The following is a 21,113-nucleotide window of genomic DNA, read 5'->3' on the forward strand; positions in this document are numbered from 1 at the left end:
GGGAAGCCGCATGAAGCAGCGTTCATCCATCATAGGCAGCGTGGAGGCGCTTCCGCATCGCGTCGCCTCGCATCTGAGCCGCGAGATCGAGGGCGGCGACATCATCCCGGGAGCCCGGCTTCCCACCGAAAGCCAGCTCGCCGACAAGTTCGGCGTCAGCCGCAATGTTGTCAGGGAAGCGATCGCGCAGCTTCGCGCCGATGGCATGGTCGAGGCGCGTCAGGGCGTAGGCGCATTCGTCATGGCGCCGGAACAGCGGACAGCCATCCGTATCGACCGCGAAGCGCTGAAAGACCAGCGCAACATGGAGCAGCTCTTCGAGCTGCGCAGCATCCTGGAAACCGAATCCGCAACACTGGCCGCGACACGCTGCGCATCCGATGATCTTGAAGCAATCAAGGCTGCGCTGGACCGCATGGGTGGCGAGGAGCGCTGGGAGGATGGCAGCATCGAGGCCGATCTGCTTTTCCATCGGGCGATCGCCCGGGCCACGGGCAATAGCTACATCTACACCTTCATTTCCTTCGTCTGCGAGCAGATCCGCCAGTCGATCCACTATGCCCGCCTCACCAACCCGCTCCACGACCTGGTCGAGGTCAACGTCGCCGAGCACGTGCGGATCTACGACGCGCTCGCCGCGCATGATCCGCAGGCTGCCGGCGAGGCGATGCGCCGGCATATCGATGGCGCCGCATCGCGCGTAGGCGTCGAACTCACCGCGAAGATCAATCGAGGCAAATGACCATGTCGCTCGGGCAGACCAAGGCAATCACCGACATCTGTCTCCTTGTGGAGAATATCGACCGCACCATCGACTTCTACACGCAGAAGCTCGGCTACCGGATCAGACGCCGCGCCGAGGGCTTTGTCGATTTTCATTCCGAGCGCGTGACGCTCGCCGCATGGGAACTGGATCACATCAATCGCCATTGCGGCGTCTCGAATGTCCGCTCACCGAAGCAGGCGCACAAGGCGTGCGTTGCCATGGAACTCGAAAGCGCCGGCGAGGTCGATCGGCTCTACGCCGAACTGCTGGACAAGGGGGTGCCGTTCGTCGGGCCCCCCGGCGATTATGTCTGGAATGCGCGCTGCGCCTACTTCCACGACCCGGACGGGACGCTGTGGGAGCTCTACGCCTGGACCGGCGCGGGACCGGGCGACTATCACGACACGCAAGAATGATCGGATCGCGACGGCCTCGCAAGAAGGGCCGCGCCGCATCAAAACAGTCCAACAACGGAGCAAGAAGATGAGTGGGAACACATCGCAGTGGAATCGCAGATCGATCCTGAAGGCCGGCGCTGCCGGCCTGGCGGCTTTCGGGCCGGGACTTCAGCTGTTTGGCGCCAGCGCCTCGGCAGCTGCCAAGCTCGTCGTCCAGTATGACTGGCTGATGTCGAACGGCCAGATCGGCGACGTCGCAGCCGTCGCCAATGGCTACTTCAAAGAGGCCGGGCTCGAAGTCGAGTTCAGCCCCGGCGGACCGAACGCCGCCACCGTGCCGCCGGTGGTGTCCGGTGCCGCTCAGCTCGGCCAATTCTCGGAATCGCCTCAACTCTATGCCGCGCGGGCGAGCGGCGTTCCGATAAAGATCATCGCCTGCGGCTATCGCACCGGACCTTACGCGCTGACGTCGAAACCGGCGAAACCGATCCGGTCGGTGGCGGATCTAAAGGGCACGCGGATCGGCACGCAGCCGACCGCGCGCTTCGCCATCGACGCGATGCTCGCGAAGAACAAGATCGACCCTTCCGAAGTCACTATCGTCAATGTCGGGTTCGACAAGGCCCCGCTCGTCCGTGGCGACGTGGATGCGATCGGCGGCTGGATCACCAACACGCAGGCGCTCAGCGTCGTCGGCGATGATCGCATCGATCTTCTGTTATCGGAACTGGGCCTTGCGTCCTATGCCGACGTCTACTTCGCGACCGACAGCGCCATCGAATCCGATTCCGAGACCCTGGCGAAATTCATCGGCGCGGTCGCCAAGGGGTGGGGGTGGGTCCACGCCAATCCCGAGCAGGCGGTCGACAAGCTCGTCGCGGCCTATCCCGAGATCGACGCGGGCTGGGAAAAGAAGACGATCCCCCTGGTGCTGAAACTGTCGTTCGACGACAACACGAAAACGGATGGATGGGGCACATTCGATCCTGCCTCGATCGAGAGCCAGATCGCGCTGCTTGACCAGATCGGCCAGTATCCGAACGGCAGGCCGAAGGCCGAGGACGTCTATACGACGAAGGTGCTCGAACTCAGTGCGGCTGATCGGCCGAAGCTCGGCGCGCCCGCCTCTTGATGGCCGCGCCGGCCATCGAAGCTTCCGGGCTCGACGTCGGCTATCCCGGCCGGCGCTCGCCCGTGACGGTGATCTCCGGCCTCGAACTGACAGTCGAGGCCGGAACATTCCTGTCGATCCTCGGGCCTTCGGGCTGCGGAAAGTCGACCTTTCTGCGGGTTGTCGCCGATCTGCTGGCGCCACTCGCGGGCACGATACGCGTGATGGGCGAAACGCCGTCGGCGGTGCGCTCCGGCCGCGGCGTGGGCTTCGTCTTCCAGGACTCGACCCTTCTGCCGTGGCGCACGGCGCGCGAGAATGTGCGGCTGCCGATCCAGGTGGGCCGTCGCAGCCTGTCGCGCATCATTGACGACCGGGCCGACGAGCTGCTCGAACTCGTCGGCCTGTCGGCGCTCGGTGAGCGCCTGCCGCATCAGCTTTCCGGCGGACAGCGCCAAAGGCTGGCGATCGCCCGGGCGCTGCTTGGCGAGCCGCGTCTGCTCCTGATGGACGAGCCGTTTGGCGCGCTTGACGAGATCACCCGCGATCGCCTCAACGACGAGCTGCTGAATCTTTGGCGGCGGACCGGAACGACCGTGCTGTTCGTCACGCACTCCATTGCAGAAGCCGTCTATCTCGGGCAGCGGGTGATCGTGCTTGCAGCCCATCCGGGACGGATCGTCGCCGATCACGACCTCCGTCCGCTGAAGGGACCGGACAACAGATGCTCGCGCGAGGATCCGGCGATCGTCGCGGCAATGGCCACGATGCGCTCGGCCCTTGGAGCGGCCTCGTGAACCGGGGCCCGCTTTCGCCGTTCGCACAGACTGTGCTGCCGATCCTCGGCGCCGGCTCGCTCATTCTTGCATGGCAGGTTCTGCTGCCGCTCGCCGGCGTGCCCGCATACATCGTTCCGACGCCGACCGCGATAGCGGGCGTGTTTGCCAGGAACGGATCGCTTCTCCTGTCGAACCTCTGGCCGACGGCCATTGAGGCGCTCTCCGGCTTCGTCCTCGGCAACCTCGCCGCAGTGCTGCTGGCGATCGTCTTCGTTCACAGCCGCACGCTCCAGGCGGCCTATTTTCCGGTCGTGCTGTTCTTCAATACGATCCCGGTCCTGGCGCTGGCCCCCGTCGTCATTCTCATTTTCGGACTAGGCATGCTGCCCAAGATCGTGATCGCGGCGGTGATCTGTTTCTTCCCGACGCTCATCAACATGATCCGGGGTCTGGAATCGGCGAGCGCCAGCGAGCATGAGCTGTTCCGGGTGCTGTCGGCGACGCGCTGGGAAATATTCTGGCGCCTGCGCCTGCCGCGCGCACTGCCCATGCTTTTCGCTTCGCTGCGGATCGCCTCGGCGACCGCGGTGATCGGCGCGATCGTCGGCGAATGGATCGGCTCCGACAAAGGTCTCGGCGCGCTGATCATCCAGGCGACCTTCAACTACCAGTCCGACCGGCTCTACGCCGCCATCGTGCTCTCATCCCTGTTGTCGATCGGGTTCTTCATGACGGTCGTCGCCGCTGAGCGGTGGTCGGTTCGATACCGTTGACCGGCTAGTTCCAGGGACGGCGCTTGGGGCAACGCAGCGGACTTGGCTTTACCGCTCAGGCGAGGATTGGCCTTTCCTGCATAGACCTGTAGTATGAACAGGTGAATGCAGGGGAGGAGCTGGAGCGTGCGACTGGATCGGACTCTCCGCCGTTGGGGGATGTGGGCCTTCATCGCCGTCATGGTGCTTTCGCCGCATGCGGCGTCGGCCGACACCATTACGCCCGATCGCATCGCTGCCGCCCTGTCGAAGCTCGAGGCGCTCGCCGAAGGCGTCGTCGCGGATCGTGGGGTGCCTGGTCTCGCCATCGGGGTCGTCCATGACGACAAAGTGGTCTTCCTCAAGGGTTTCGGGCATCGCGAGGCCGGCAAACCGGAGACCATCGACGTCGACACGGTGTTCCAGATCGCCTCGCTCTCCAAGCCGGTCTCGGCCACGATAGTGGCGGCGCTGGTCAGCGATGAGATTGTTTCCTGGGATTCAAAGATCGCCGACCTCGATCCGGGCTTCCGGCTATCGGAGCCCTATCCGACCAGTGAACTCACGGTCCGCGACCTGTTTTCGCACCGCAGCGGACTTCCCGGCACGGCCGGCGACGACCTCGAGGGCATTGGCTACGACCGCGCGGAGATCCTACGCCGTCTGCGTTTCGTGCCGCCCATGTCGAGCTTTCGTGCCGGCTACTCCTACAGCAATTTCGGCCTGACCGAGGGTGCCGTCGCGGCCGCGAAGCCGACGGGCAAGCCTTGGGAGGAGATCGCCGAGGAGAAGCTCTACCGTCCGCTTGGAATGGCTTCGACCAGTTCCCGTCATGCGGACTTCATCAAGCACGCCAATCGCGCCGCGCTCCACGTCAAGATCGACGGCGGCTGGGCCGCGAAGGTAAAGCGCGATCCTGATGCGCAGGCGCCCGCAGGCGGCGTCAGCTCCACGGCACGCGATCTCTCGCAATGGGTGCGCCTAGTGCTCGGCAATGGCGTCTATGACGGCAAGCCACTGATTGCCGCCGATGCGCTGGCTGAGACGCATGTTCCCCTGATGACGCGCGGCAAGAACCCCGTCTCCGGCGGCGAGTCCTTCTACGGCCTCGGCTGGAATGTCGAATTCGGCCGTCACGGCCTGAGCTGGGGCCATGCCGGCGCCTTCAGTGTCGGCGCCCGTACGCTGGTGACGCTCTTTCCCGAGCAGAAGCTTGGCATCGTGATTGTCGCCAACGCCTTTTCGACAGGCGTGCCGGAAGGGCTGTCCGACAGCTTCGCCGACATGGCCTTCGATGGAAAGGTCGACAAGGACTGGATCAAGGCATGGGACGATGCCTATGCGAGCCTGTTCGGCCCAGCGGTCGCCGCCGCCAAGACCACCTATGCCGCGCCGCCGTCTCCGGCAAGCCCGGCCGGACCGGCCAGCGCCTATAAGGGCCGCTATTTCAACGACTTCATCGGCGATGCGGTTGTGTCGGGTGAGGGCGACGGCCTTGTGCTCAAGGTCGGGCCGGACGGCGCCCGATCCTATTCGCTGGAGCATTTCGACCGCGACATGTTCCTGACCTATCCGGACGCCGAGACGCCGGATGCGCCGTCTGGCGTAAGCTTTGTCGTCGGCCCCGACGGCAAGGCGTCGGCCATAACGGTGGAATTTCTCGACGGCAATCACCTTGGCACGCTGCGGCGCGTGGGCGATTAGCCCGCGCTCATCGGCTCACCTTTGCCGGTTCAAGACGCCGGGCTGAACTGGAGCAATTTGAAGCAATCGCCGCTTCCCGACTTCAACTGCGTCAGGAAGGGTTTCGACCGGTCGATCCACTCCTGGTGCGACCTGGCATCGGCTTCGATCTCGTTGACCGGTCCGAGGTTGACGAAGCTGCGCCCCTCGCTGAAAAGCCAGCACGCACGGCCGAGAAGTCTCCTGCTGCGCTGGCGCAAGAGGTCGGCATCATAGAAGATGTCGAGCACCTCCTGCTTGATCTTTGCCTCCTTTCCAGGATTTGCGATCGCAACCGCGATCGGTTCTCCGCCGATCGCATCATGCAGGTCCTTGTAGTCGAGAGCGAGCTGCGTGGTAGCATATTTGATCTCGCTCTCATCCCGCACGATGTTGAACCACAGCGCGGGATTGAGTTCGTTGACGACGAACGATGCCTCGAAATCGCGCGACAGGTTCAGGATCTCGAACGCTTGAACCTCAACGTCGCGTTCAACCAAAAGGATACTGGCGACCTGCTTGCCGAGTTCCGCCCCGTGTGCACTGATCGCGGCGTTCGTTCCGCCGAGTTCCGGGCGGATATAAGGCCCGCCATCATCCAGCAGCGCATCGAATTCGCCGAGGTATTCGACGACGGCGGCGCCGCGAGCAATGCGCGCGGCCAGTTTGGCGAGAACCAGCTGGAGCTCCGTTTCGCGTTTGCGCTGGTCCTGATAATTCTGCTGAAAAAAGAAGATGAACAGGGAAACGCCGATGCCGATCAGGATCACGCCGAGCTGGGAAAAGATGTTGCGATAATATTCCAACAGCTTTTCACGATGGCGTATGTCGTGGCGCACATTGTGCGCCACACGAACATTGACGATCAGCGAAAGGATCAGCAGCCCGGCGCCGACCAGGATGAGGCCGCCGATGAGGAAATAGCCTTGGCCTGAGTTGAAATCCATTCTTTTGCCGCGTCCCCTGAAGCCCCAGACCGCGCAGATTAATACCATTCCGCTTCAACACCTACATGTTCGTAGGGCAACGTGTTGGAAGACCCGAACACGATGTTCCCGAGGTTCGACCATTTGCGGGGGCAGTGCTAAAAGATGACGAACGGGTTTACGGGCGACCTGCCGTCCCGTGTATTCGCCATGGCGCCGGTATCGGCGGTTGATGACGTGTGGCTGCTGCTGTCCGCCGGTTTTGAGGCTAGGGAAGCAAAATGAGCGATGTGGACGAAGACCTCGATCTGACGGAGATCAACGCCGTCCGCAGTTTGTTGACGTCAAAGCCGCGACCGGTGGGCTGGGACGAACGCCGGGCGCGGCTCGACGAGGTTGGTTCGGTGTGGCCGATTGCGGACGACATCCGATGCGAGGATGCGGTTTTCGATGGTCTCGAGGGGGAGTGGTCCCTGGCGCCTGAGAGTGACAAGGACAAGGTTCTGCTCTTTTTCCACGGTGGCGGCTACTGCTCCGGCTCTCTCAAAAGCCATCGTCGAATGGTGACCGAAGCAGGTCGGGCTATGGGAATGCGCACGCTCGCGATCGATTATCGACGCGCACCGGAACATCCTTTCCCCGCGCAACATGAAGACGCACTCACCGCATGGCGCTTTCTAAGCCGGCAAGGGATCGCGCCGGATCGCATCGTGGTTGGCGGAGACAGTGCGGGCGGCAACCTCACCCTGTGCTTGGTCAGTATATTGTCCGCAGCAGGGGAGCGGTTGCCGCGATGTCTTTGGCTGGTTTCGCCCTGGACGGATCTTTCGATGTCCGGCGCGACATTATCAACTAAGGACGCGATCGACCCTATCATCCACCGGGCGTATTTGGAGGAATTGGCAACCGCCTATGTTCCCCATGGCGTTGATCGGCGCGATCCCCTGATCTCGCCGTTGTTCGCCGATCTGAGCGGATATCCCCCAATGCTGGTACAGGTCGGTTCGGCCGAGACGCTGCTGGCGGACGCAACTCGGCTTGCGGAAGCCGCTGGCTCGGCTGACGTCAAAGTCCGCCTCGAAATCTGGCCGCATATGATTCACGCTTGGCCGGTTTGGAATGCGGGGTTGAATGCCGGTTGGCGCGCTCTTCGCAGCGCCGGCATGTTTGTCCGCGAGTATCTATAACCCTTGAGAGAGGCAGCTGCTGGCGCAAAGCGGGCTTCGTCCAGCGCCATGCTTTCGGCGGCCAGCCTTACCGGCTGTCCTTCGCCGGCTTGCCCGCCCCAAACCTCAGCCCATCCATCAGCAGCGACACCAGCCGGCGCGAGCGGTCGCGCCAGTCGTCGGTGTCGGGCGCCGAATAGATGCCGCCCAGCGCGTGTAGAACATCGGAGGCGTCGACGTCGTTGCGGATCGAGCCGTCGGCCGCCGCCGCATCGACCAGCTGCCGCAGAGCGAGTGACACCCGGCTGGACATGTCCGAGAACAGGGTTGAATTGGTGTTGAGCAGGATGCGCAGGCTCGTCGCCAGGCCGCGTTTAGTGGCGATGTAGTCGACGAAGCGCTGCATCCATTGTTCCAGCGCCATATCAGGCGGATGGTGAAGGGCAAGCTCGTCTGCGGCCGCACACAGGCTTTCGACTTCGCGCCGGTAGACGACCTCGACCAGATGCTCGCGCGTCGGAAAGTGCCGATAGAGCGTGCCGATGCCGACGCCGGCCTGACGCGCGATCTCCTCCAGCGAGGCATCGACGCCATGCGCGGCGAAGGCCACTGCCGCGACCTCGACCAGCGCGTCGCGGTTGCGCTGCGCATCGGCGCGCAGCGGTTTTGGCGCTGTCGCGTCGGGCTTGTCTCTGGCGGTTGCGGGCGGCTGCGAAGCCAATTTTTTCTCCACTGCGAATACGGGGCTTGAACCCGACCGGTCCAGCCCCCACGTAGTAAACGGAGGCGCCTCCGTTTTAGTGGAGCACCTTTATCATATAATCAGGGGAACCGGTATGTCACGTGTTGAAAGCCTGCAAGCCGGCGAAAGCGTGATCTCCCCCCTCGAGGGGGAGATGTCGCCAAAGGCGACAGAGGGGGTCGGTTCGACCGGGCGCAACCTCCTGCGGCGGATGGAGGTTGGCGCTCCATGCAAGACGACCCCCTCTGGCCTGCCGGCCATCTCCCCCTCAAGAGGGGAGATCACGCTTTCGCCCCTAACCCTCCGCGTCAAGCAACTGGAGCCAGACGCCCCATGACAAGCAAAACTCCCATCCAACTTCACATCAACGGACATCGCCATGAACTGGAGGTCGAGCCGCGCGTCACGCTGCTCGACGCCTTGCGCGATCATCTCGGCCTGACCGGGACCAAGAAAGGCTGCGACCAGGGCCAATGCGGCGCCTGCACCGTCCATATCGACGGCCAGCGCGTGCTTGCCTGCCTGACGCTTGCCTGCCAGGCCGAGGGCAGGGCGGTCACATCAATCGAAGGGCTTGCCCAGGACGACGGCACGCTGCACGCGGTGCAGGCCGCTTTCCTCGAACAGGACGCCTTCCAGTGCGGCTACTGCACGCCCGGACAGATCATGTCGGCTGTCGCCTGCATCCGCGAGGGCCATGCCGGTTCGGATGACGAAATCCGCGAATATATGGCCGGCAATCTCTGCCGCTGCGGCGCCTATCCGCACATTGTCGCCGCCGTGCGCCAGGCGGCACTGGAGGTCGCGTCATGAGGGACTTTTCTTATCTGCGCGCCAATACCGTCGATGCGGCACGCCAGGCGGCGGCGCTGCCCGGCGCCATGCTGCTCGCCGGCGGCACGACGCTCGTCGATCTCGCCAAATGCGGCGTCGCCGAACCCGACACCGTGGTCGACATCACCCATCTCAAGGGGCTGGATGCGATCACGGTCGACGACCGGGGCGCCACCATAGGCGCGCTGGCAAGGATGAGCAGCGTTGCCGACCACGCCGACATCAAGAGCCGGTTCCCCGCCGTTTCGGAAGCGCTGTGGCAGGCGGCCTCGGCGCAGCTCCGCAATATGGCGACCATCGGCGGCAATCTGATGCAGCGCACGCGCTGCCCGTATTTCCGCGATCCGGCCAACTTTCCCGCCTGCAACAAGCGCTCGCCCGGCAGCGGCTGTTCGGCAATCGGCGGCGTCACCCGTGGCCATGCCGTGCTCGGCACCAGCGAAGCCTGCATCGCCACCTATCCGGGCGATCTGGCGACGGCGCTGGTCGCCCTCGACGCGGTGGTCCATATCGGCGACCGCCAGGTCGCGGTCGACGACTTTTTTCTGCTGCCGGGCACCACGCCCGACAGGGAACATGCGATCGGACCGGGCGAGGTGATCACCGCGATCAGCATTCCTGCTTCGGCCGCCGCAGGGCGTTCGACCTATCTGAAGGTCCGCGACCGGCAATCCTATGAGTTTGCCGCCGCGAGCGCTGCCGTCGGCATCGAGTTCGAAGCCGACGGAAGGACGATCCGTGACCTGCGTGTGGCGCTCGGCGGCGTCGCCACCAAACCATGGCGCGCTCGCGCCGTGGAAGAGGGGCTCAGGGGCAAGCTGCTGGAGCCCGATATCGTCAAGCAAGCCAGCCTGCTCGCCATCGAGGGCGCCGTCGACCAAGGCGCCAACCACTACAAGATCGAACTGGTGCCGCGCGTCGTCGCTCGCGCCATCCTTAAAGTTGGAGAAACGGCATGACCGTTCACGAGATCAGAACCAGACAGGGTGATTCAAAGAGAGGCGACGCTTCCGACGGCGCCGTTTTGGCGGAAGCAGTGGGCGGGCGGCTGTCGCGCGTCGATGGCCCGGCCAAGATCACCGGCGCCGCAAAATACGCAGTCGAGCAGCAGCTCGAAGGGCTGAGCCATGCCGTCCTCGTCGAGAGCACGATCGCCGCCGGCAAGGTGCGTTCGATAGACACGGCAGCGGCTGAAAGCGCACCGGGCGTGCTTCTGGTGCTGACGCCGGACAATGTCCTGCGCCTCAACACCGCGACGGACTGGCTGGGCACGCCGCCACCAGACGCTCCCTATTGTCCGCTGGCGCGCGACATCACCTTCAGCGGGCAGCATGTCGCGGCGGTGGTTGCCGAGAGTTTCGAGCAGGCGGTCGCGGCCGCAGCACTTGTCAAAGTCAGCTATGACGAGACGCCGGCCATCGTCGATCTCGATGATCCAAAGGCCGGCGACGGCATTCCGGTCGACACGATGACCAAGGAATGGGGCGACGCGCAAGCGGCTTTCGCCACTGCTCCGGTGCGGATCTGCGCCGCCTACAACACCCCGCGCGAATACCAGGCGCCGATGGAGCCGCATGGCCTGATCGCACGCTGGCAGGGCGACCGGCTGACGGTGTGGGAGCCCAGCCAATGGCTCGACGGCATGGCGCGGACCTATGCCGAATGGTTCGGCGTGCCGTTCGAGAATGTGCGGCTGGTCTCGCCCTATATCGGCGGCGGCTTCGGCTCCAAGGCATTCGCCTACGGCTACGGCGCGGTGGCGGCGATGGCCGCGAAGATGCTCGGACGGCCGGTGAAGCTCGCGGTCACCAGGCCGCAGACCTTCACCGCCTATGGCGGACGGGCGGCGACGCGCCAGACGGTGGCGCTCGGCGCCGACGCCGAGGGACGGATCCAGTCGATCGTGCACCGCGGCGTCAACGAGACTTCGGTGGACGGCATGTGGGTCGAGCCGCTCGGTTCGGTCACCTCGATCATGTATGCGACGCCGAATTTCTCGTCGCGGCAGAATGTCGTGCGGGTCAACACGGTGGTGCCAGGGGCGTTGCGCGCGCCGGGCGAGAACCCGAGCGCCTTCGGCATCGAAAGCGCCATCGACGAACTCGCCTATGAGGTCGGCATCGATCCGCTGGAGATCCGGCTCAGGAACTATGCCGAGCAGGATCCAGAGGTGAAAAAGCCATGGTCGACACGGCAGCTGCGCGAGGCCTTCGCAGTTGGCGCGGCAGCCTTCGGCTGGTCGAAGCGCCTACGCGAGCCGCGCTCGATGCGCGACGGCAACCAACTGATCGGCTGGGGCGTTGCCGCCGGCACCTATCCGGTGCGGCGCGCCTATGGCGAGGCGATGGTGCGCATCCTCGCCGACGGCTCGGTCGAGGTCGAAAGCTCGAGCATCGACATGGGGCAGGGCACCTATACGATCCTGGCGCAGACCGCCGCCGAAACGCTGGGCGTGCCGGCTGAGAACGTCGTGGTGAAGCTGGGTGACTCGCGCTATGCCCGCTCCGGTGTCACCGGCGGGTCTCGGCTGGCCGGCGTGATGACCGGTGCCGTGCACAAGGCGGCGACTGCCGCGCTCGATCAGCTGGTCGGGCTGGCGATCAGCGATCCAAATTCGCCGTTCCATGCGCTGCAGGCCAACACGCTGGTCGTCGCCAATGGCCGCATAAGGTCACCACGCGGCAACGGCCCTGAGGTCTCCATTGCCGAGCTGCTTGGCAGCGTCGGACGCAGCCAGATCGAGGCGATGGGCGACACCACGCCGGCCAATTGGACGGCGGAGGATCGCTACAAGAACAATACGACCATAGCGATGGCGCTGCCGCATACCGAGGGCGACTATTCCCGCCACAGCTGGTGCGCGCATTTCATCGAGGCGCGCGTTGACGAGGACTTTGGCACGGTCCGCGTGTCGCGTGTGGTGTCGGCGCTCGATTCGGGCCGGCTCTACAATCCCAAGCTTGCCGAAAGCCAGTGGAAGGGCGGCATCATCATGGGCATCGGCCAGGCGCTGCTGGAGGAAGGCGTCGTCGACCGCCGCCACGGCCGCATCGTCAACAACAACCTTGCCGACTATCTCATCGCCACCAATGCCGACATTCCCGACATCGAGGTGATCTCGGTCGGCATCCCCGACCTGCATTCCTCGGTGCTCGGCGGCAAGGGCGTTGGCGAGTTGGGCATCGTCGGCGTCGCTCCGGCGATTGCCAACGCGGTGTTCCACGCCACTGGCAAAAGAGTTCGGGATCTGCCGATCACGCTGGAGAAGCTGATTTAGGGGCGACCGCCGATCTCCCAACAACGGGAGATCGGCGACGACGACAACCGTCAATCGCGCAACCGATTCTGCTGCGACATGTGCGAGCCGGCGCCAAGCGTTATGTCCAGTCGATCTCTCCGTGATCGGTTTTGATTGTTATCGCTTCAGGCGGCAGCCGATCGCAAAAGGCAATGACATTCAGGCAATCGTATCGAGCGCTCGGGACGATCAGGCCGTCATAGTCGAGGAAATGCGCAACCTCGCCGATATCCTGCGACCTGGGATATTCAGCGTTCTTGTCTTGATAGGAAAGTTGCCCGTATCGCGAAGTATCCAAACCAAGTGCCTGCAATGCAGCCAGGTCGAGCAGTCTGAGAGCTCGACCCAAGGCCAGATCAATCTCAAAAAGATTGTACTTGACGCGTGAGGGGATCACCGGTTGTCCGCGCGTAAGGTGGAATCTCATCTCGCTCAACGCGCCCTCCCGCCTTTCGGAGGTGTAGAGCACATCAAATGTTCCTTCATCCCAACGGCCACCGGAGCTCGAGCACTGGGTCGGATCGCGGCCCTGGCGCACCACGCGCCAGACCGTTCCGGAGTATTCGACCGGAGCGATCGCCTCGACGGCGTCAATGAGCTGGCTGTCGCGTCGTTTCCGCCCGGTGGTCATTGATTAAAGGCGGTCATCAATTAAAGGAAGACCTCGTTCTCAAGCCGATCGATGACCTTCAGGACGTCGATGCTACGGTCATCGTGAATGAGGTCGATCGCTCTTTCCCCGTTCAATTGCGGGTGCCGGGCATAAAGCCATGTCCTGATTTCGCTTGCCTCGTAGAATTCCTGCAGGCGGCCGACGATGTAATGCAGGTCCGACAGGATAAGCTCGCTTCGCGGCTGCGGCTTGATGTCTCCGGCCTTCCACCGGGAAACCGTGGCTTTCGACACCTCAGTGATGTTTGCAATATCGGTCCCCCTGAGGCCACCAAGGGTGCTCAATTCGTCGAGAAATCTTGGGACTGCCCGCAACGCCATGCTCATCTTTCCAAGGCTCTTCTTGTGAGACTATGCGCAAATGCGTTTCACGAAAACAAAATATGAAACCTCAATGTTACTGTCAAGGCAGGGTTTGCGCTCGGGAGCGAAGCAAAGAGGCCTTGTGCCGGCGGTCATTTTTCAGCGTAGGCGATCCGTAAGCTGGCTTCGGCCACCTTCCCCGCGTCAAAGCGAGGGGAAACGATGTCGAAGCTGCACGCCAATCTTCTTCTGCTGGTCGCTGCGGCACTGTGGGGCCTCGGCAATGTTCCGCAGAAGACCATTCTGGACTATCTCGACCCGATGAGCGCGGTCGGCATGCGCTGCCTGATCGGCTGGATCCTGGTGCTGCCGCTGATCGCCACCGAAGCCCGGCGACCGCCGGGCGGTCTCTATCGCGCGAGCTTGGCAAGGGTCAGCGTGCTGTTTGCAATCGCGATCGTCCTGCAGCAGATCGGCTATCTCGGCACGTCGGTGACGAATGCCAGCTTTCTGGTCAGCACGGCGACTGTGATGACGCCCTTCGCGGCGTGGCTGCTGATCGGCGAGCGGCTGACAGCGGCTGTCGGACTCGCCGCCGGCCTGACGTTGGTCGGCGCGCTGCTCTTGTCCGGCGGCATCGCCAGCTTCAACCAGGGCGATGTGGCGGTCATGCTGTCGGCGGGCTGCTACGCGCTCTGGATGGTCTAGCTCGGTCGTCATGCGCAGACCTATGGACGCCCGTTCACCGCCATGGCGGCGCAGTTCCTTGGCGCGGCGGTGATCAGCCTGCCGCTCGGCTTCTTCCATGGCAATCTGTCGCCTGCCAATGCGTTCGATGCCTGGCCGCAGCTGCTTGTGCTGGGCGTATTCTCTACAGCCGTCTGCTTCGGCATCCAGGCGATTGCCCAGCGTTTCACCTCGGCCAGCCACGCGGCGGTAATCGTCAGCGCCGAAAGCGTGTTCGGCGCCCTGGGCGCGGCACTTTTCCTGGGCGAGCGGACATCGTTCGTTGGCATGCTGGGGGCGACGATCATGCTCGGCGCCGCCCTCCACCTCGCCACTTTGGGGGACGGAGCGGTCAGGCCAGCGCCCGAAAACGGCGCCACCGGTGCTTGAGATTGTGAGACGCAACACACCCCACCATGCGCGGCCCGTTGGCATGAAACGGGTGGTTTGCTCGCGCCGTTTCACCCATCTGATGTCGGGACGAAGCCACAGGAGGCAAAGCCATGACCATTCATTCGATAGGTTCGAAGGCAGCGGTCCGATCGGCGGAGACGCGCGTCGCTGGATATGATTGGCAGGTATTGGCCGAGGAGATGAGCGGCTATGGCTGCGCGGTGATGGAAAAGCTGCTGACACCGGACGAGTGCCGGGAGATCGCAGGGCTTTATCCTGACGAAAGCCATTTCCGCAGCCATGTCCATATGGCGCGGCACGGCTTCGGCAAGGGCGAGTACCGCTATTTCCGCTATCCCTTGCCCGAGCTGATCGGCGGCTTGCGCACCGCGCTCTATCCGCGCCTTGCCGCGGTCGCCAACGACTGGAACGAGCGCATGGGCATCGCCCAGCGCTACCCGGACGAACACGCCGCATTCCTCGAGCAATGCCACGAGCAGGGGCAGAAGCGGCCGACGCCGCTGCTGCTGCAATATGGTCCCGGCGACTTCAACTGCCTGCATCAGGATCTCTACGGCGATCTTGCCTTCCCGCTGCAGGTGGCGATCCTGCTGTCCGAACCTGGCAAGGATTTCACCGGCGGCGAGTTCGTGCTGACCGAACAGCGCCCGCGCATGCAGAGCCGCGCCGAGGTGGTGCCGCTGCGCCAGGGCGACGCGGTCGCCTTCGCGGTCCACAATCGCCCGGTGCAAGGCAGCAAGGGTAGTTACCGGGTCAATCTGAGGCACGGCGTCAGCCGGCTTCGCTCCGGCACGCGCCACACTGTCGGCATCATCTTCCACGACGCGAAGTAAGGTTTGTCTTAAACTTCGAATGGCTGCGTAGAGGCGACGGGGCCAGCTCAGTCCTGAAACTTTGCCCGTCTTTGGCGGCGCGATGGCGTGCCTTGCCCTTGGCAAGGTCGCCGAGCTGGCCGATCGCGCTGGGGCTTGCTGAACAATTCAGGCAATCGCGGCGATCGCGGAAATCCGAATAAAAAGTTTCGCCCACCAAGATCTCTGTCATCCAATCGTTAACCAAGGTTCATACGATGGCGATGTTGTTTCTCGACCGGCGTTCATTCGCTGGGCGGACGACTGTTGATATCTGCCAGGACTGAGAATTAGCCAGTTGTTTGCGCAGTATAGTTGGGGGGTCGCCAGATGTTTTCAGCAAGCTTTTTGTCACTACGGCGCAAATGGGCGAAAATAACCGGAAGTGGCGCCATCGCGCTTGCCGTTGCCTTGACGATCGGCGCCGCTGCACAGGCTGAGCCTATTCGCGGCGCCGGATCGACGCTGGCCGCCCCGATCATCGGCAAATGGGCAGCCGCCTACGAGAGCGCCCGCGCCGATGGCGGCGACTATGTTTCGCCCGATTGGAAGGTCGACTATGAAATCGTCGGCTCGCTCGCCGGCGTCCTGCGTCTCGATCAGCCGGATATGGACTTTGCGGCGACGGATGCACCGATCAACGCCGCCGAGCTCAGGAAAACCGGCCGCCAGCAGTTTCCGATCGTGATGGGCGCCATCGCCGTCGTCGTCAATCTCGACGGCATTGGCCCGGGAAGCCTTCGCCTGACGGGGCCGCTTCTGGCCGACATCTATCTCGGCAAGATCCAGTCATGGTCCGATCCCGCGATCAAGGCGGCGAATCCGGATCTGACGCTGCCCGATCTCAGGATCAGCGTGCTCCATCGCAAGGATGGTTCCGGCTCGACCTTTGTCTTCACGGAGTATCTGTCGGCGGTCAGCGAGGAGTGGAAGGCCAAATACGGCGCCGATACGCTGATCTCGTGGCCGCTCGGCACCGATGCGGAAGGCACTCAAAACCTCATTCGAGCCGTGCATGACACGAAGGGCGCGATCGCCTATGCCGAATCCGGTCAGGCCCAGCGCGCGAGCCTTTCCTACGCGCTGATCGAGAACAAATCCGGCAAATTCGTCAAGCCCGAGCCGGATGGCGTTCAGGCTGCGGCGACGTCCGTCGACTGGGCGAAAACGACCGATTTCTTCGCCTCACTGACCGATCGGGACGGAGATGCCGCCTATCCGATCAGCACAGCGGTGTTCGCCGTCGTTCAGGTCTCGGGCCGTTCGGAACATCGCTATCGCCGGGTGCACGACCTTTTCCGGCTCGCCTTCGCGCAAGGCGCCGGCGACGCCACCGCGCTCGGCTATGTGCCGCTGCCGAAGGCGCTCGTCGACCAGGTCGAACAATACTGGGCAAGGCAAGCACCCGTCGGAAACTGAGCGGAAGAGCCAGGCTGCCTCGCGCAGCATCTGAACTTAACGTCATATCGCGCCGTGGTAACGGCTTGTTGGGGACTGCGTCACATGGACATAGACATCTTCAAGGACATCCTCGTGCCGGTGATCGGCGGGTTGGGCATCTTCATGCTTGGCCTGGACTTCATGGCGAACGGCATCCAGGCGCTTTCGGTCAACCGGATGCGAGCCTTTCTCGCCAAGGCCGCTGGAACGCCGATCAAGGGCGTGCTGGCAGGAACACTGATCACCGGCGTCATCCAGTCGTCGACGGCGATGAGCGTCATGGTCGTCGGCCTGGTCAACGCCGGCGTGATCGCGCTTCGACCGGCGATCAGCGTGATCATGGGCGCCAATATCGGCACCACGCTCGGCAACGGGCTGATCGCCCTGCCGCTCGGTCCGCTCGGATTGATTCTGGCCGGGGTGTTCTCGCTGATCTACTGCTTCGCCAAAAGTGAAAAGGTCAAGAACATAGCGCTCGCCGGCATGGGCTTCGCGCTGATCTTCTACGGCCTCAACCTGATGACCGGCGGCCTGCGCCCGCTTCGCAATCTGCCCGAAGTCATGGCCCTGCTGCAAAGCCTCACGGCCGACTCCTATATCAACCTTCTCAAATGCGTGTTCATCGCCGCCGGCGTGACCGCCATGATCCATTCGTCCTCGGCGACGATCGGCATTGTGATGGGTCTTGGCGCCGCCGGCATTCTCGACTGGACCACGGCCGTCGCCTTCTCGCTTGGCGCGGACCTCGGCACCACGATCACCTCGTGGATGGCTTCGCTCAATCTTTCGAAAAATGCCAAGCGGACCGCTTACGCGCACATCTCGTTCAACATCATCGGCGTGTGCATCACCATCCCGCTGTTCTTCGTCTCCATGCAGGTCCTGGGATGGGCGATGCAGTTCTTCGGCGGCGATCCCTCCATTCCGGTGATCGTCGACGGCAAGGAGACCTTCCCCCTGGTGCCGGTCGCGGTCGGCCTTTACTCGACCTTCTTCAACGTCTTCAACACGTTGTTGCTGTTCCCGTTCATCGGTGTGTTCGAGCGGGTTCTGTCACGTGTCGGCCACACGGATGCCGAGGACACGGAGGATTTCTCGACGCCGAAATTCCTCGACCGCAAGCTGGCCGGCGATTTTGCCAAGGCCGTTCCCGCCGTTCAGCAGGAGACGGCCCGTCACCTCGAGGCCGGCGCCATGTTCCTCGACATCGCACGCTCGGCCAAGAAGGCGCCGTCGGATCCGGGCGAGCACTATCTCGCAACCGACATTCTCAGCCGCGATATCCGTGCCTACACCGCCGAACTGATGAAGGAGGATCTGCCCTACGACCAGCTCGACCTGATCGCCAGCCTGATCGAAGAAGCCGACTTCACGGCTGCCCTGACGGAATCGATGCATCAGGTGGCACGCCGTGTCAGGCGCGAGAAGTTCAGCGGCCCGGCGCAGGCCATCGTCGACGTCGCGTTGAGCAAGCTCGATGTTTCGCTGCGGGAGATCTTGCCGACTTACGGCATCTCCAACCCACAGATGCCGGCCGGCCATGTCAATCTGCCGGAGGTCGAGGAACTGCGTGCCCGCACGCTGGCGCTCGGACCGAATGCGGGCGCGGCCGAACGCGGCACGATCCTGGCCCTGCTCGGGTCGATCGAACGCGCGGAAATCCTGATCCAACGCATCGATGCCGAGCGCAAATCGATCAACCGGCAGAGCGTGCTCGCCCGTGCCTCGGCACGCAAGGAAGCCAGGCCGCACTCGATGGGCGATACCGGCCTCAGCCCGGTTCCGGCCGAGTAATCATCTGGTCCGCCGGCAGGATAAATTGAGCGGTATCGCCGTCCGGCGATGCCACTCTGCCGGTCGGCGGACAACGCTCCGTTTTACCATTGGCGGCGAGCGATCCCGCGAAACCGTCGACACAAATTGATGTAAGTCCGTCGACACAATTGATGTCAGTTTACCGCGGCTTCGCCGCCGCCGGTGACGTCGAACTCAGCATCCATGGCGGCGATGGATAGCGGTTCAGCCTTCTGTTAGCCACCGACGAGGAAGTTGCGAGGATCCCGACGTGGCGCGACGTAGGCGCGCTCGGCCCGACCGATCCGGACTGCCATCTGAATCTTCTCGGGTGCGCGAACCCCGAGGAGCCGGTTGAACTCCGTTTGCAGCGCCGCCATCTCCGGGTACTCCTGCAGCACCTGGCTATAGGGATGGCAGGTGAGGCCAAGCTGTGTGAGACCGAGATGTACTCGCGCGAAGGCCCGTCCCGCCTCCAGCCAGGTTGATTGGTCGTTGGCTCCGGTCTTCAAAAGCACAAGTCCTCTGGCGCTTTCGATACCGTGCCGCGTGTCCTTCAGGGTTGAGTTCGTGGCGAGAGTGCTGAACCACAGCGTTGGGCTGCCATTGAATAGGCTCCACTCCATCAGGCGCGCCTTCAGTCCATCGAATCCGAGTTGAGGAATGCTCAGACCGTCACGTCGGTCCCTTCGCTGATGCTCGCTGAAGCGGAACCAGTCCCGCGTCTCATCGTAGACGTGTGGGGTCTTCACCTCGATCTCGAATGCTCTGTAGAAGACGTCCAGCAACGGCCGCATCCGTTCGGGCTGGCTGAGGACCAGCACCTCCATATTGTCGGCCGGAGCCAATACCCGTATGTGCTCTGCCTCGTGGTCAGTGACGAGGGGGCCTGCATAGGGCCTTCGGTTGGTTTGCCGTCGGCTGATCCCGTCCGCCAGGTTGTCAGGCCGGGTTGTGGCGTTCGAACGAAGCACGATGCGCGCCACCGGCTTGCGCCCGATTTCCTCGAACCCATGTGCGCCCTGGGGCAGAAGCTCGACCTCAGTCGTGTAACCGTGTCTGGACATGCCAATGGCGAGCGTCTCGATGGCGCAGCCAGCACCAATATGAATCTGCCGGGCCGGAGGATCGGTAGCCGGCAACAAGCGCCTTTCATCGAGGTAGAACAAGGCCTCCGTATCGGATGTGACTTCGAATTTCCACGCCTGGGTGTTGTGCGGATTCGGGGCGTGGACACCGTAGGCAATGGCTTGGAGGATTGGGGTATACTGCAACATCAGCGTCACCGAGCGTCATTGGCCGCCTGAGGCACACTGGTCATCTCGTTTCGCATGCAATGCGAGCGACGACGATCAGTGTCGGTCCCAATGAAATGGCCGGCATGCGCGTTGGTTCCAAATGGCGACACTTCGATCGCCAACGAATGATGGCCGCATGTCGCCTTCCGATTGTGAAAAATTCCATTCTGGCTGCGAACAAAAAATTTCTCAGGATCGCTCGCGCGTCTCAGGCGCTGCGATGTGATGGACCACATCGATTAACACAAAAGAGACCACCCGTCGCATTCCCACCCGATACGACCGCTGCGTGCGGTGCGTGGTGGCTCTCGCTTGCCAGCACGCTCAGGCCGCGAACAACGCCAGCTCTTCGGCCGTGAGGTGGCGGGCCTTGCCTTTGGCAAGGTCGCCGAGCTGCAAGGGGCCGACCGCCACCCGCACGAGGCGAAGCACTTCGACATCGTGCGCCCCGAGCAGCCGGCGGATATGGCGGTTGCGGCCTTCGTCGAGGGTGATTTCCAGCCAGGCGGTCCTGGTGCCGCTGCGCAGGATGTCGATCGACCGCGCCGTCAAATCCTCGCCATCGACTCTAGCGCCGGCGCGCAACCGCGCCAGCATGGCCTCGTCGGGCAGGGCGCCGATCTGCACGTGATAAATCTTGGCGACGTGCGAGGCTGGATCTAGCAAGCGCTGCGCGAAGCGCGTGTCGTTGGTCATCAAAAGCAGGCCCTCGCTGGCCTTGTCCAGGCGGCCGACCGGCGACACGAAGGGCAGGTCGAGTTCTGCCAGGCAGTCATAGACGGTGCCGCGGTCCTGCGGGTCGTCCCGGGTGGTGACCAGGCCGCGCGGCTTGTTGATCATCAGATAGACCTTGCGCTCGGCAATGACGCGGCTGCCGTCGACCTCGATGCGGTCGCGGCCGGGATCGACGCGCATCGAGCCGTTGCGCACGATTTTGCCGGCGACCCGGACGCGGCCTTCGGCGACCAGAACTTCCGCCTGCTTGCGCGAACACAGACCGAGTTTCGACAGCGCGCGGCAAAGGCTGACTCCGGGGGGATTTGCTCGGGGAGTGCTGGCCCCGGCACTAGGCGCGGCGCGTTGCCGGCCGACATTCGGTCGTGGCGTCATGATCTTGCGTG

General features: G+C 63.4%; 20 protein-coding genes and 1 pseudogene. 15 read left to right on the forward strand and 6 right to left on the reverse strand.

Features of this window, described 5'->3' with window-relative positions:
* The first annotated feature begins 10 nt into the window (after positions 1–10).
* The 6 genes from NKH73_RS28370 (at position 11) to NKH73_RS28395 (ending at position 5,510) form a co-directional block, all read left to right on the forward strand.
* Complete coding sequence (locus NKH73_RS28370; protein WP_352937863.1) at positions 11–742, forward strand: FadR/GntR family transcriptional regulator; 732 nt, start codon at positions 11–13, stop codon at positions 740–742.
* A 2-nt stretch (positions 743–744) separates the two neighbouring features.
* Positions 745–1,182 (forward strand): VOC family protein, encoded by a 438-nt coding sequence (locus NKH73_RS28375; RefSeq protein WP_502894064.1) that lies wholly within the window; start codon positions 745–747, stop codon positions 1,180–1,182.
* Between the two features lie 67 nt (positions 1,183–1,249).
* On the forward strand, positions 1,250–2,296 hold the full coding sequence (locus NKH73_RS28380) for an ABC transporter substrate-binding protein (protein ID WP_352937866.1): 1,047 nt from the start codon (positions 1,250–1,252) through the stop codon (positions 2,294–2,296).
* Entirely contained in the window at positions 2,296–3,072 is a 777-nt protein-coding gene (locus NKH73_RS28385) for an ABC transporter ATP-binding protein (RefSeq protein ID WP_502894066.1), read from the forward strand. The genes NKH73_RS28380 and NKH73_RS28385 overlap by 1 nt, the downstream gene beginning before the upstream one ends.
* On the forward strand, positions 3,069–3,827 hold the full coding sequence (locus tag NKH73_RS28390) for an ABC transporter permease (protein WP_352937869.1): 759 nt from the start codon (positions 3,069–3,071) through the stop codon (positions 3,825–3,827). Before NKH73_RS28385 ends, NKH73_RS28390 begins: the two co-directional genes overlap by 4 nt.
* Positions 3,828–3,953: 126 nt before the next feature.
* A complete protein-coding gene (locus tag NKH73_RS28395) occupies positions 3,954–5,510 on the forward strand; it encodes a serine hydrolase (RefSeq protein WP_352937870.1) in 1,557 nt (518 codons plus the stop codon).
* A gap of 29 nt (positions 5,511–5,539) precedes the next feature.
* Here the strand turns inward: NKH73_RS28395 and NKH73_RS28400 are convergent, their stop codons facing one another.
* A complete protein-coding gene (locus NKH73_RS28400; RefSeq protein WP_352937871.1) occupies positions 5,540–6,475 on the reverse strand; it encodes a hypothetical protein in 936 nt (311 codons plus the stop codon).
* Positions 6,476–6,735: 260 nt separating this feature from the next.
* On the opposite strand from NKH73_RS28400, the gene NKH73_RS28405 reads away from it, so the two are divergent.
* Entirely contained in the window at positions 6,736–7,641 is a 906-nt protein-coding gene (locus NKH73_RS28405) for an alpha/beta hydrolase (RefSeq protein ID WP_352937872.1), read from the forward strand.
* A gap of 67 nt (positions 7,642–7,708) precedes the next feature.
* Here NKH73_RS28405 and NKH73_RS28410 read toward each other — a convergent pair whose 3' ends face one another.
* Entirely contained in the window at positions 7,709–8,341 is a 633-nt protein-coding gene (locus tag NKH73_RS28410) for a TetR/AcrR family transcriptional regulator (RefSeq protein ID WP_352937874.1), read from the reverse strand.
* A gap of 354 nt (positions 8,342–8,695) precedes the next feature.
* Here NKH73_RS28410 and NKH73_RS28415 point away from each other — a divergent pair, with 354 nt between their 5' ends.
* The 3 genes from NKH73_RS28415 to NKH73_RS28425 are packed head-to-tail and all read left to right on the forward strand — an operon-like array spanning position 8,696 to position 12,473.
* Positions 8,696–9,175 (forward strand): (2Fe-2S)-binding protein, encoded by a 480-nt coding sequence (locus NKH73_RS28415; RefSeq protein WP_352937875.1) that lies wholly within the window; start codon positions 8,696–8,698, stop codon positions 9,173–9,175.
* Positions 9,172–10,155 (forward strand): FAD binding domain-containing protein, encoded by a 984-nt coding sequence (locus NKH73_RS28420; RefSeq protein ID WP_352937876.1) that lies wholly within the window; start codon positions 9,172–9,174, stop codon positions 10,153–10,155. Before NKH73_RS28415 ends, NKH73_RS28420 begins: the two co-directional genes overlap by 4 nt.
* Positions 10,152–12,473 carry a xanthine dehydrogenase family protein molybdopterin-binding subunit gene (locus NKH73_RS28425; RefSeq protein WP_352937878.1) on the forward strand — a complete coding sequence of 774 codons (2,322 nt, stop codon included), beginning with the start codon at positions 10,152–10,154 and terminating at the stop codon, positions 12,471–12,473. Before NKH73_RS28420 ends, NKH73_RS28425 begins: the two co-directional genes overlap by 4 nt.
* Before the next feature lie 100 nt (positions 12,474–12,573).
* On the opposite strand, the gene NKH73_RS28430 is transcribed toward NKH73_RS28425, so the two are convergent.
* Together NKH73_RS28430 and NKH73_RS28435 are read right to left on the reverse strand one after the other, a co-directional pair.
* Positions 12,574–13,125 (reverse strand): RES family NAD+ phosphorylase, encoded by a 552-nt coding sequence (locus NKH73_RS28430; RefSeq protein ID WP_352937879.1) that lies wholly within the window; start codon positions 13,123–13,125, stop codon positions 12,574–12,576.
* A 20-nt stretch (positions 13,126–13,145) separates the two neighbouring features.
* Positions 13,146–13,487 carry a hypothetical protein gene (locus tag NKH73_RS28435; protein ID WP_352937881.1) on the reverse strand — a complete coding sequence of 114 codons (342 nt, stop codon included), beginning with the start codon at positions 13,485–13,487 and terminating at the stop codon, positions 13,146–13,148.
* A gap of 204 nt (positions 13,488–13,691) precedes the next feature.
* Here NKH73_RS28435 and NKH73_RS28440 point away from each other — a divergent pair, with 204 nt between their 5' ends.
* The 5 genes and pseudogenes from NKH73_RS28440 to NKH73_RS28460 all read left to right on the forward strand — a co-directional run bounded on the left by NKH73_RS28440 (position 13,692) and on the right by NKH73_RS28460 (position 18,694).
* Positions 13,692–14,177, forward strand: coding sequence for an EamA family transporter (locus NKH73_RS28440; RefSeq protein ID WP_352937883.1), 486 nt, complete (start codon positions 13,692–13,694; stop codon positions 14,175–14,177).
* Positions 14,178–14,192: 15 nt separating this feature from the next.
* A pseudogene (locus tag NKH73_RS28445) lies at positions 14,193–14,585 on the forward strand (EamA family transporter); the annotation flags it as partial.
* Positions 14,586–14,698: 113 nt separating this feature from the next.
* Positions 14,699–15,442, forward strand: coding sequence for a 2OG-Fe(II) oxygenase (locus tag NKH73_RS28450; RefSeq protein ID WP_352937885.1), 744 nt, complete (start codon positions 14,699–14,701; stop codon positions 15,440–15,442).
* 348 nt (positions 15,443–15,790) lie between these two features.
* Entirely contained in the window at positions 15,791–16,879 is a 1,089-nt protein-coding gene (pstS, locus tag NKH73_RS28455; protein ID WP_352937887.1) for a phosphate ABC transporter substrate-binding protein PstS, read from the forward strand.
* Positions 16,880–16,963: 84 nt separating this feature from the next.
* Positions 16,964–18,694: a Na/Pi cotransporter family protein gene (locus tag NKH73_RS28460; protein ID WP_352937889.1), complete on the forward strand. Its 1,731-nt coding sequence runs from the start codon at positions 16,964–16,966 to the stop codon at positions 18,692–18,694.
* A gap of 236 nt (positions 18,695–18,930) precedes the next feature.
* On the opposite strand, the gene NKH73_RS28465 is transcribed toward NKH73_RS28460, so the two are convergent.
* Together NKH73_RS28465 and NKH73_RS28470 are read right to left on the reverse strand one after the other, a co-directional pair.
* Positions 18,931–19,971 carry an Acg family FMN-binding oxidoreductase gene (locus NKH73_RS28465; protein WP_352937891.1) on the reverse strand — a complete coding sequence of 347 codons (1,041 nt, stop codon included), beginning with the start codon at positions 19,969–19,971 and terminating at the stop codon, positions 18,931–18,933.
* A gap of 345 nt (positions 19,972–20,316) precedes the next feature.
* Positions 20,317–21,102, reverse strand: a complete 786-nt coding sequence (locus tag NKH73_RS28470) for a pseudouridine synthase (protein WP_352937893.1) — start codon at positions 21,100–21,102, stop codon at positions 20,317–20,319.
* Between the last annotated feature and the right edge of the window lie 11 nt (positions 21,103–21,113).

Origin of the sequence: Mesorhizobium sp. M0938, assembly GCF_040319125.1 — a bacterium.
Classification (GTDB): Bacteria; Pseudomonadota; Alphaproteobacteria; order Rhizobiales; family Rhizobiaceae; genus Mesorhizobium; species Mesorhizobium robiniae.

Bases quoted from the DNA above. Each gene is read 5' to 3' on its own strand.
- NKH73_RS28440 (WP_352937883.1), top strand. From the start codon at position 13,692: ATGTCGAAGCTGCACGCCAATCTTCTTCTGCTGGTCGCTGCGGCACTG.
- NKH73_RS28370 (WP_352937863.1), top strand. From the start codon at position 11: ATGAAGCAGCGTTCATCCATCATAGGCAGCGTGGAGGCGCTTCCGCAT.
- NKH73_RS28405 (WP_352937872.1), top strand. From the start codon at position 6,736: ATGAGCGATGTGGACGAAGACCTCGATCTGACGGAGATCAACGCCGTC.
- NKH73_RS28450 (WP_352937885.1), top strand. From the start codon at position 14,699: ATGACCATTCATTCGATAGGTTCGAAGGCAGCGGTCCGATCGGCGGAG.
- NKH73_RS28380 (WP_352937866.1), top strand. From the start codon at position 1,250: ATGAGTGGGAACACATCGCAGTGGAATCGCAGATCGATCCTGAAGGCC.
- NKH73_RS28470 (WP_352937893.1), bottom strand. From the start codon at position 21,102: ATGACGCCACGACCGAATGTCGGCCGGCAACGCGCCGCGCCTAGTGCC.
- NKH73_RS28385 (WP_502894066.1), top strand. From the start codon at position 2,296: ATGGCCGCGCCGGCCATCGAAGCTTCCGGGCTCGACGTCGGCTATCCC.
- NKH73_RS28375 (WP_502894064.1), top strand. From the start codon at position 745: ATGTCGCTCGGGCAGACCAAGGCAATCACCGACATCTGTCTCCTTGTG.
- NKH73_RS28465 (WP_352937891.1), bottom strand. From the start codon at position 19,971: ATGTTGCAGTATACCCCAATCCTCCAAGCCATTGCCTACGGTGTCCAC.
- NKH73_RS28420 (WP_352937876.1), top strand. From the start codon at position 9,172: ATGAGGGACTTTTCTTATCTGCGCGCCAATACCGTCGATGCGGCACGC.
- NKH73_RS28415 (WP_352937875.1), top strand. From the start codon at position 8,696: ATGACAAGCAAAACTCCCATCCAACTTCACATCAACGGACATCGCCAT.
- NKH73_RS28435 (WP_352937881.1), bottom strand. From the start codon at position 13,487: ATGGCGTTGCGGGCAGTCCCAAGATTTCTCGACGAATTGAGCACCCTT.
- NKH73_RS28400 (WP_352937871.1), bottom strand. From the start codon at position 6,475: ATGGATTTCAACTCAGGCCAAGGCTATTTCCTCATCGGCGGCCTCATC.
- pstS (WP_352937887.1), top strand. From the start codon at position 15,791: ATGTTTTCAGCAAGCTTTTTGTCACTACGGCGCAAATGGGCGAAAATA.
- NKH73_RS28430 (WP_352937879.1), bottom strand. From the start codon at position 13,125: ATGACCACCGGGCGGAAACGACGCGACAGCCAGCTCATTGACGCCGTC.
- NKH73_RS28460 (WP_352937889.1), top strand. From the start codon at position 16,964: ATGGACATAGACATCTTCAAGGACATCCTCGTGCCGGTGATCGGCGGG.
- NKH73_RS28425 (WP_352937878.1), top strand. From the start codon at position 10,152: ATGACCGTTCACGAGATCAGAACCAGACAGGGTGATTCAAAGAGAGGC.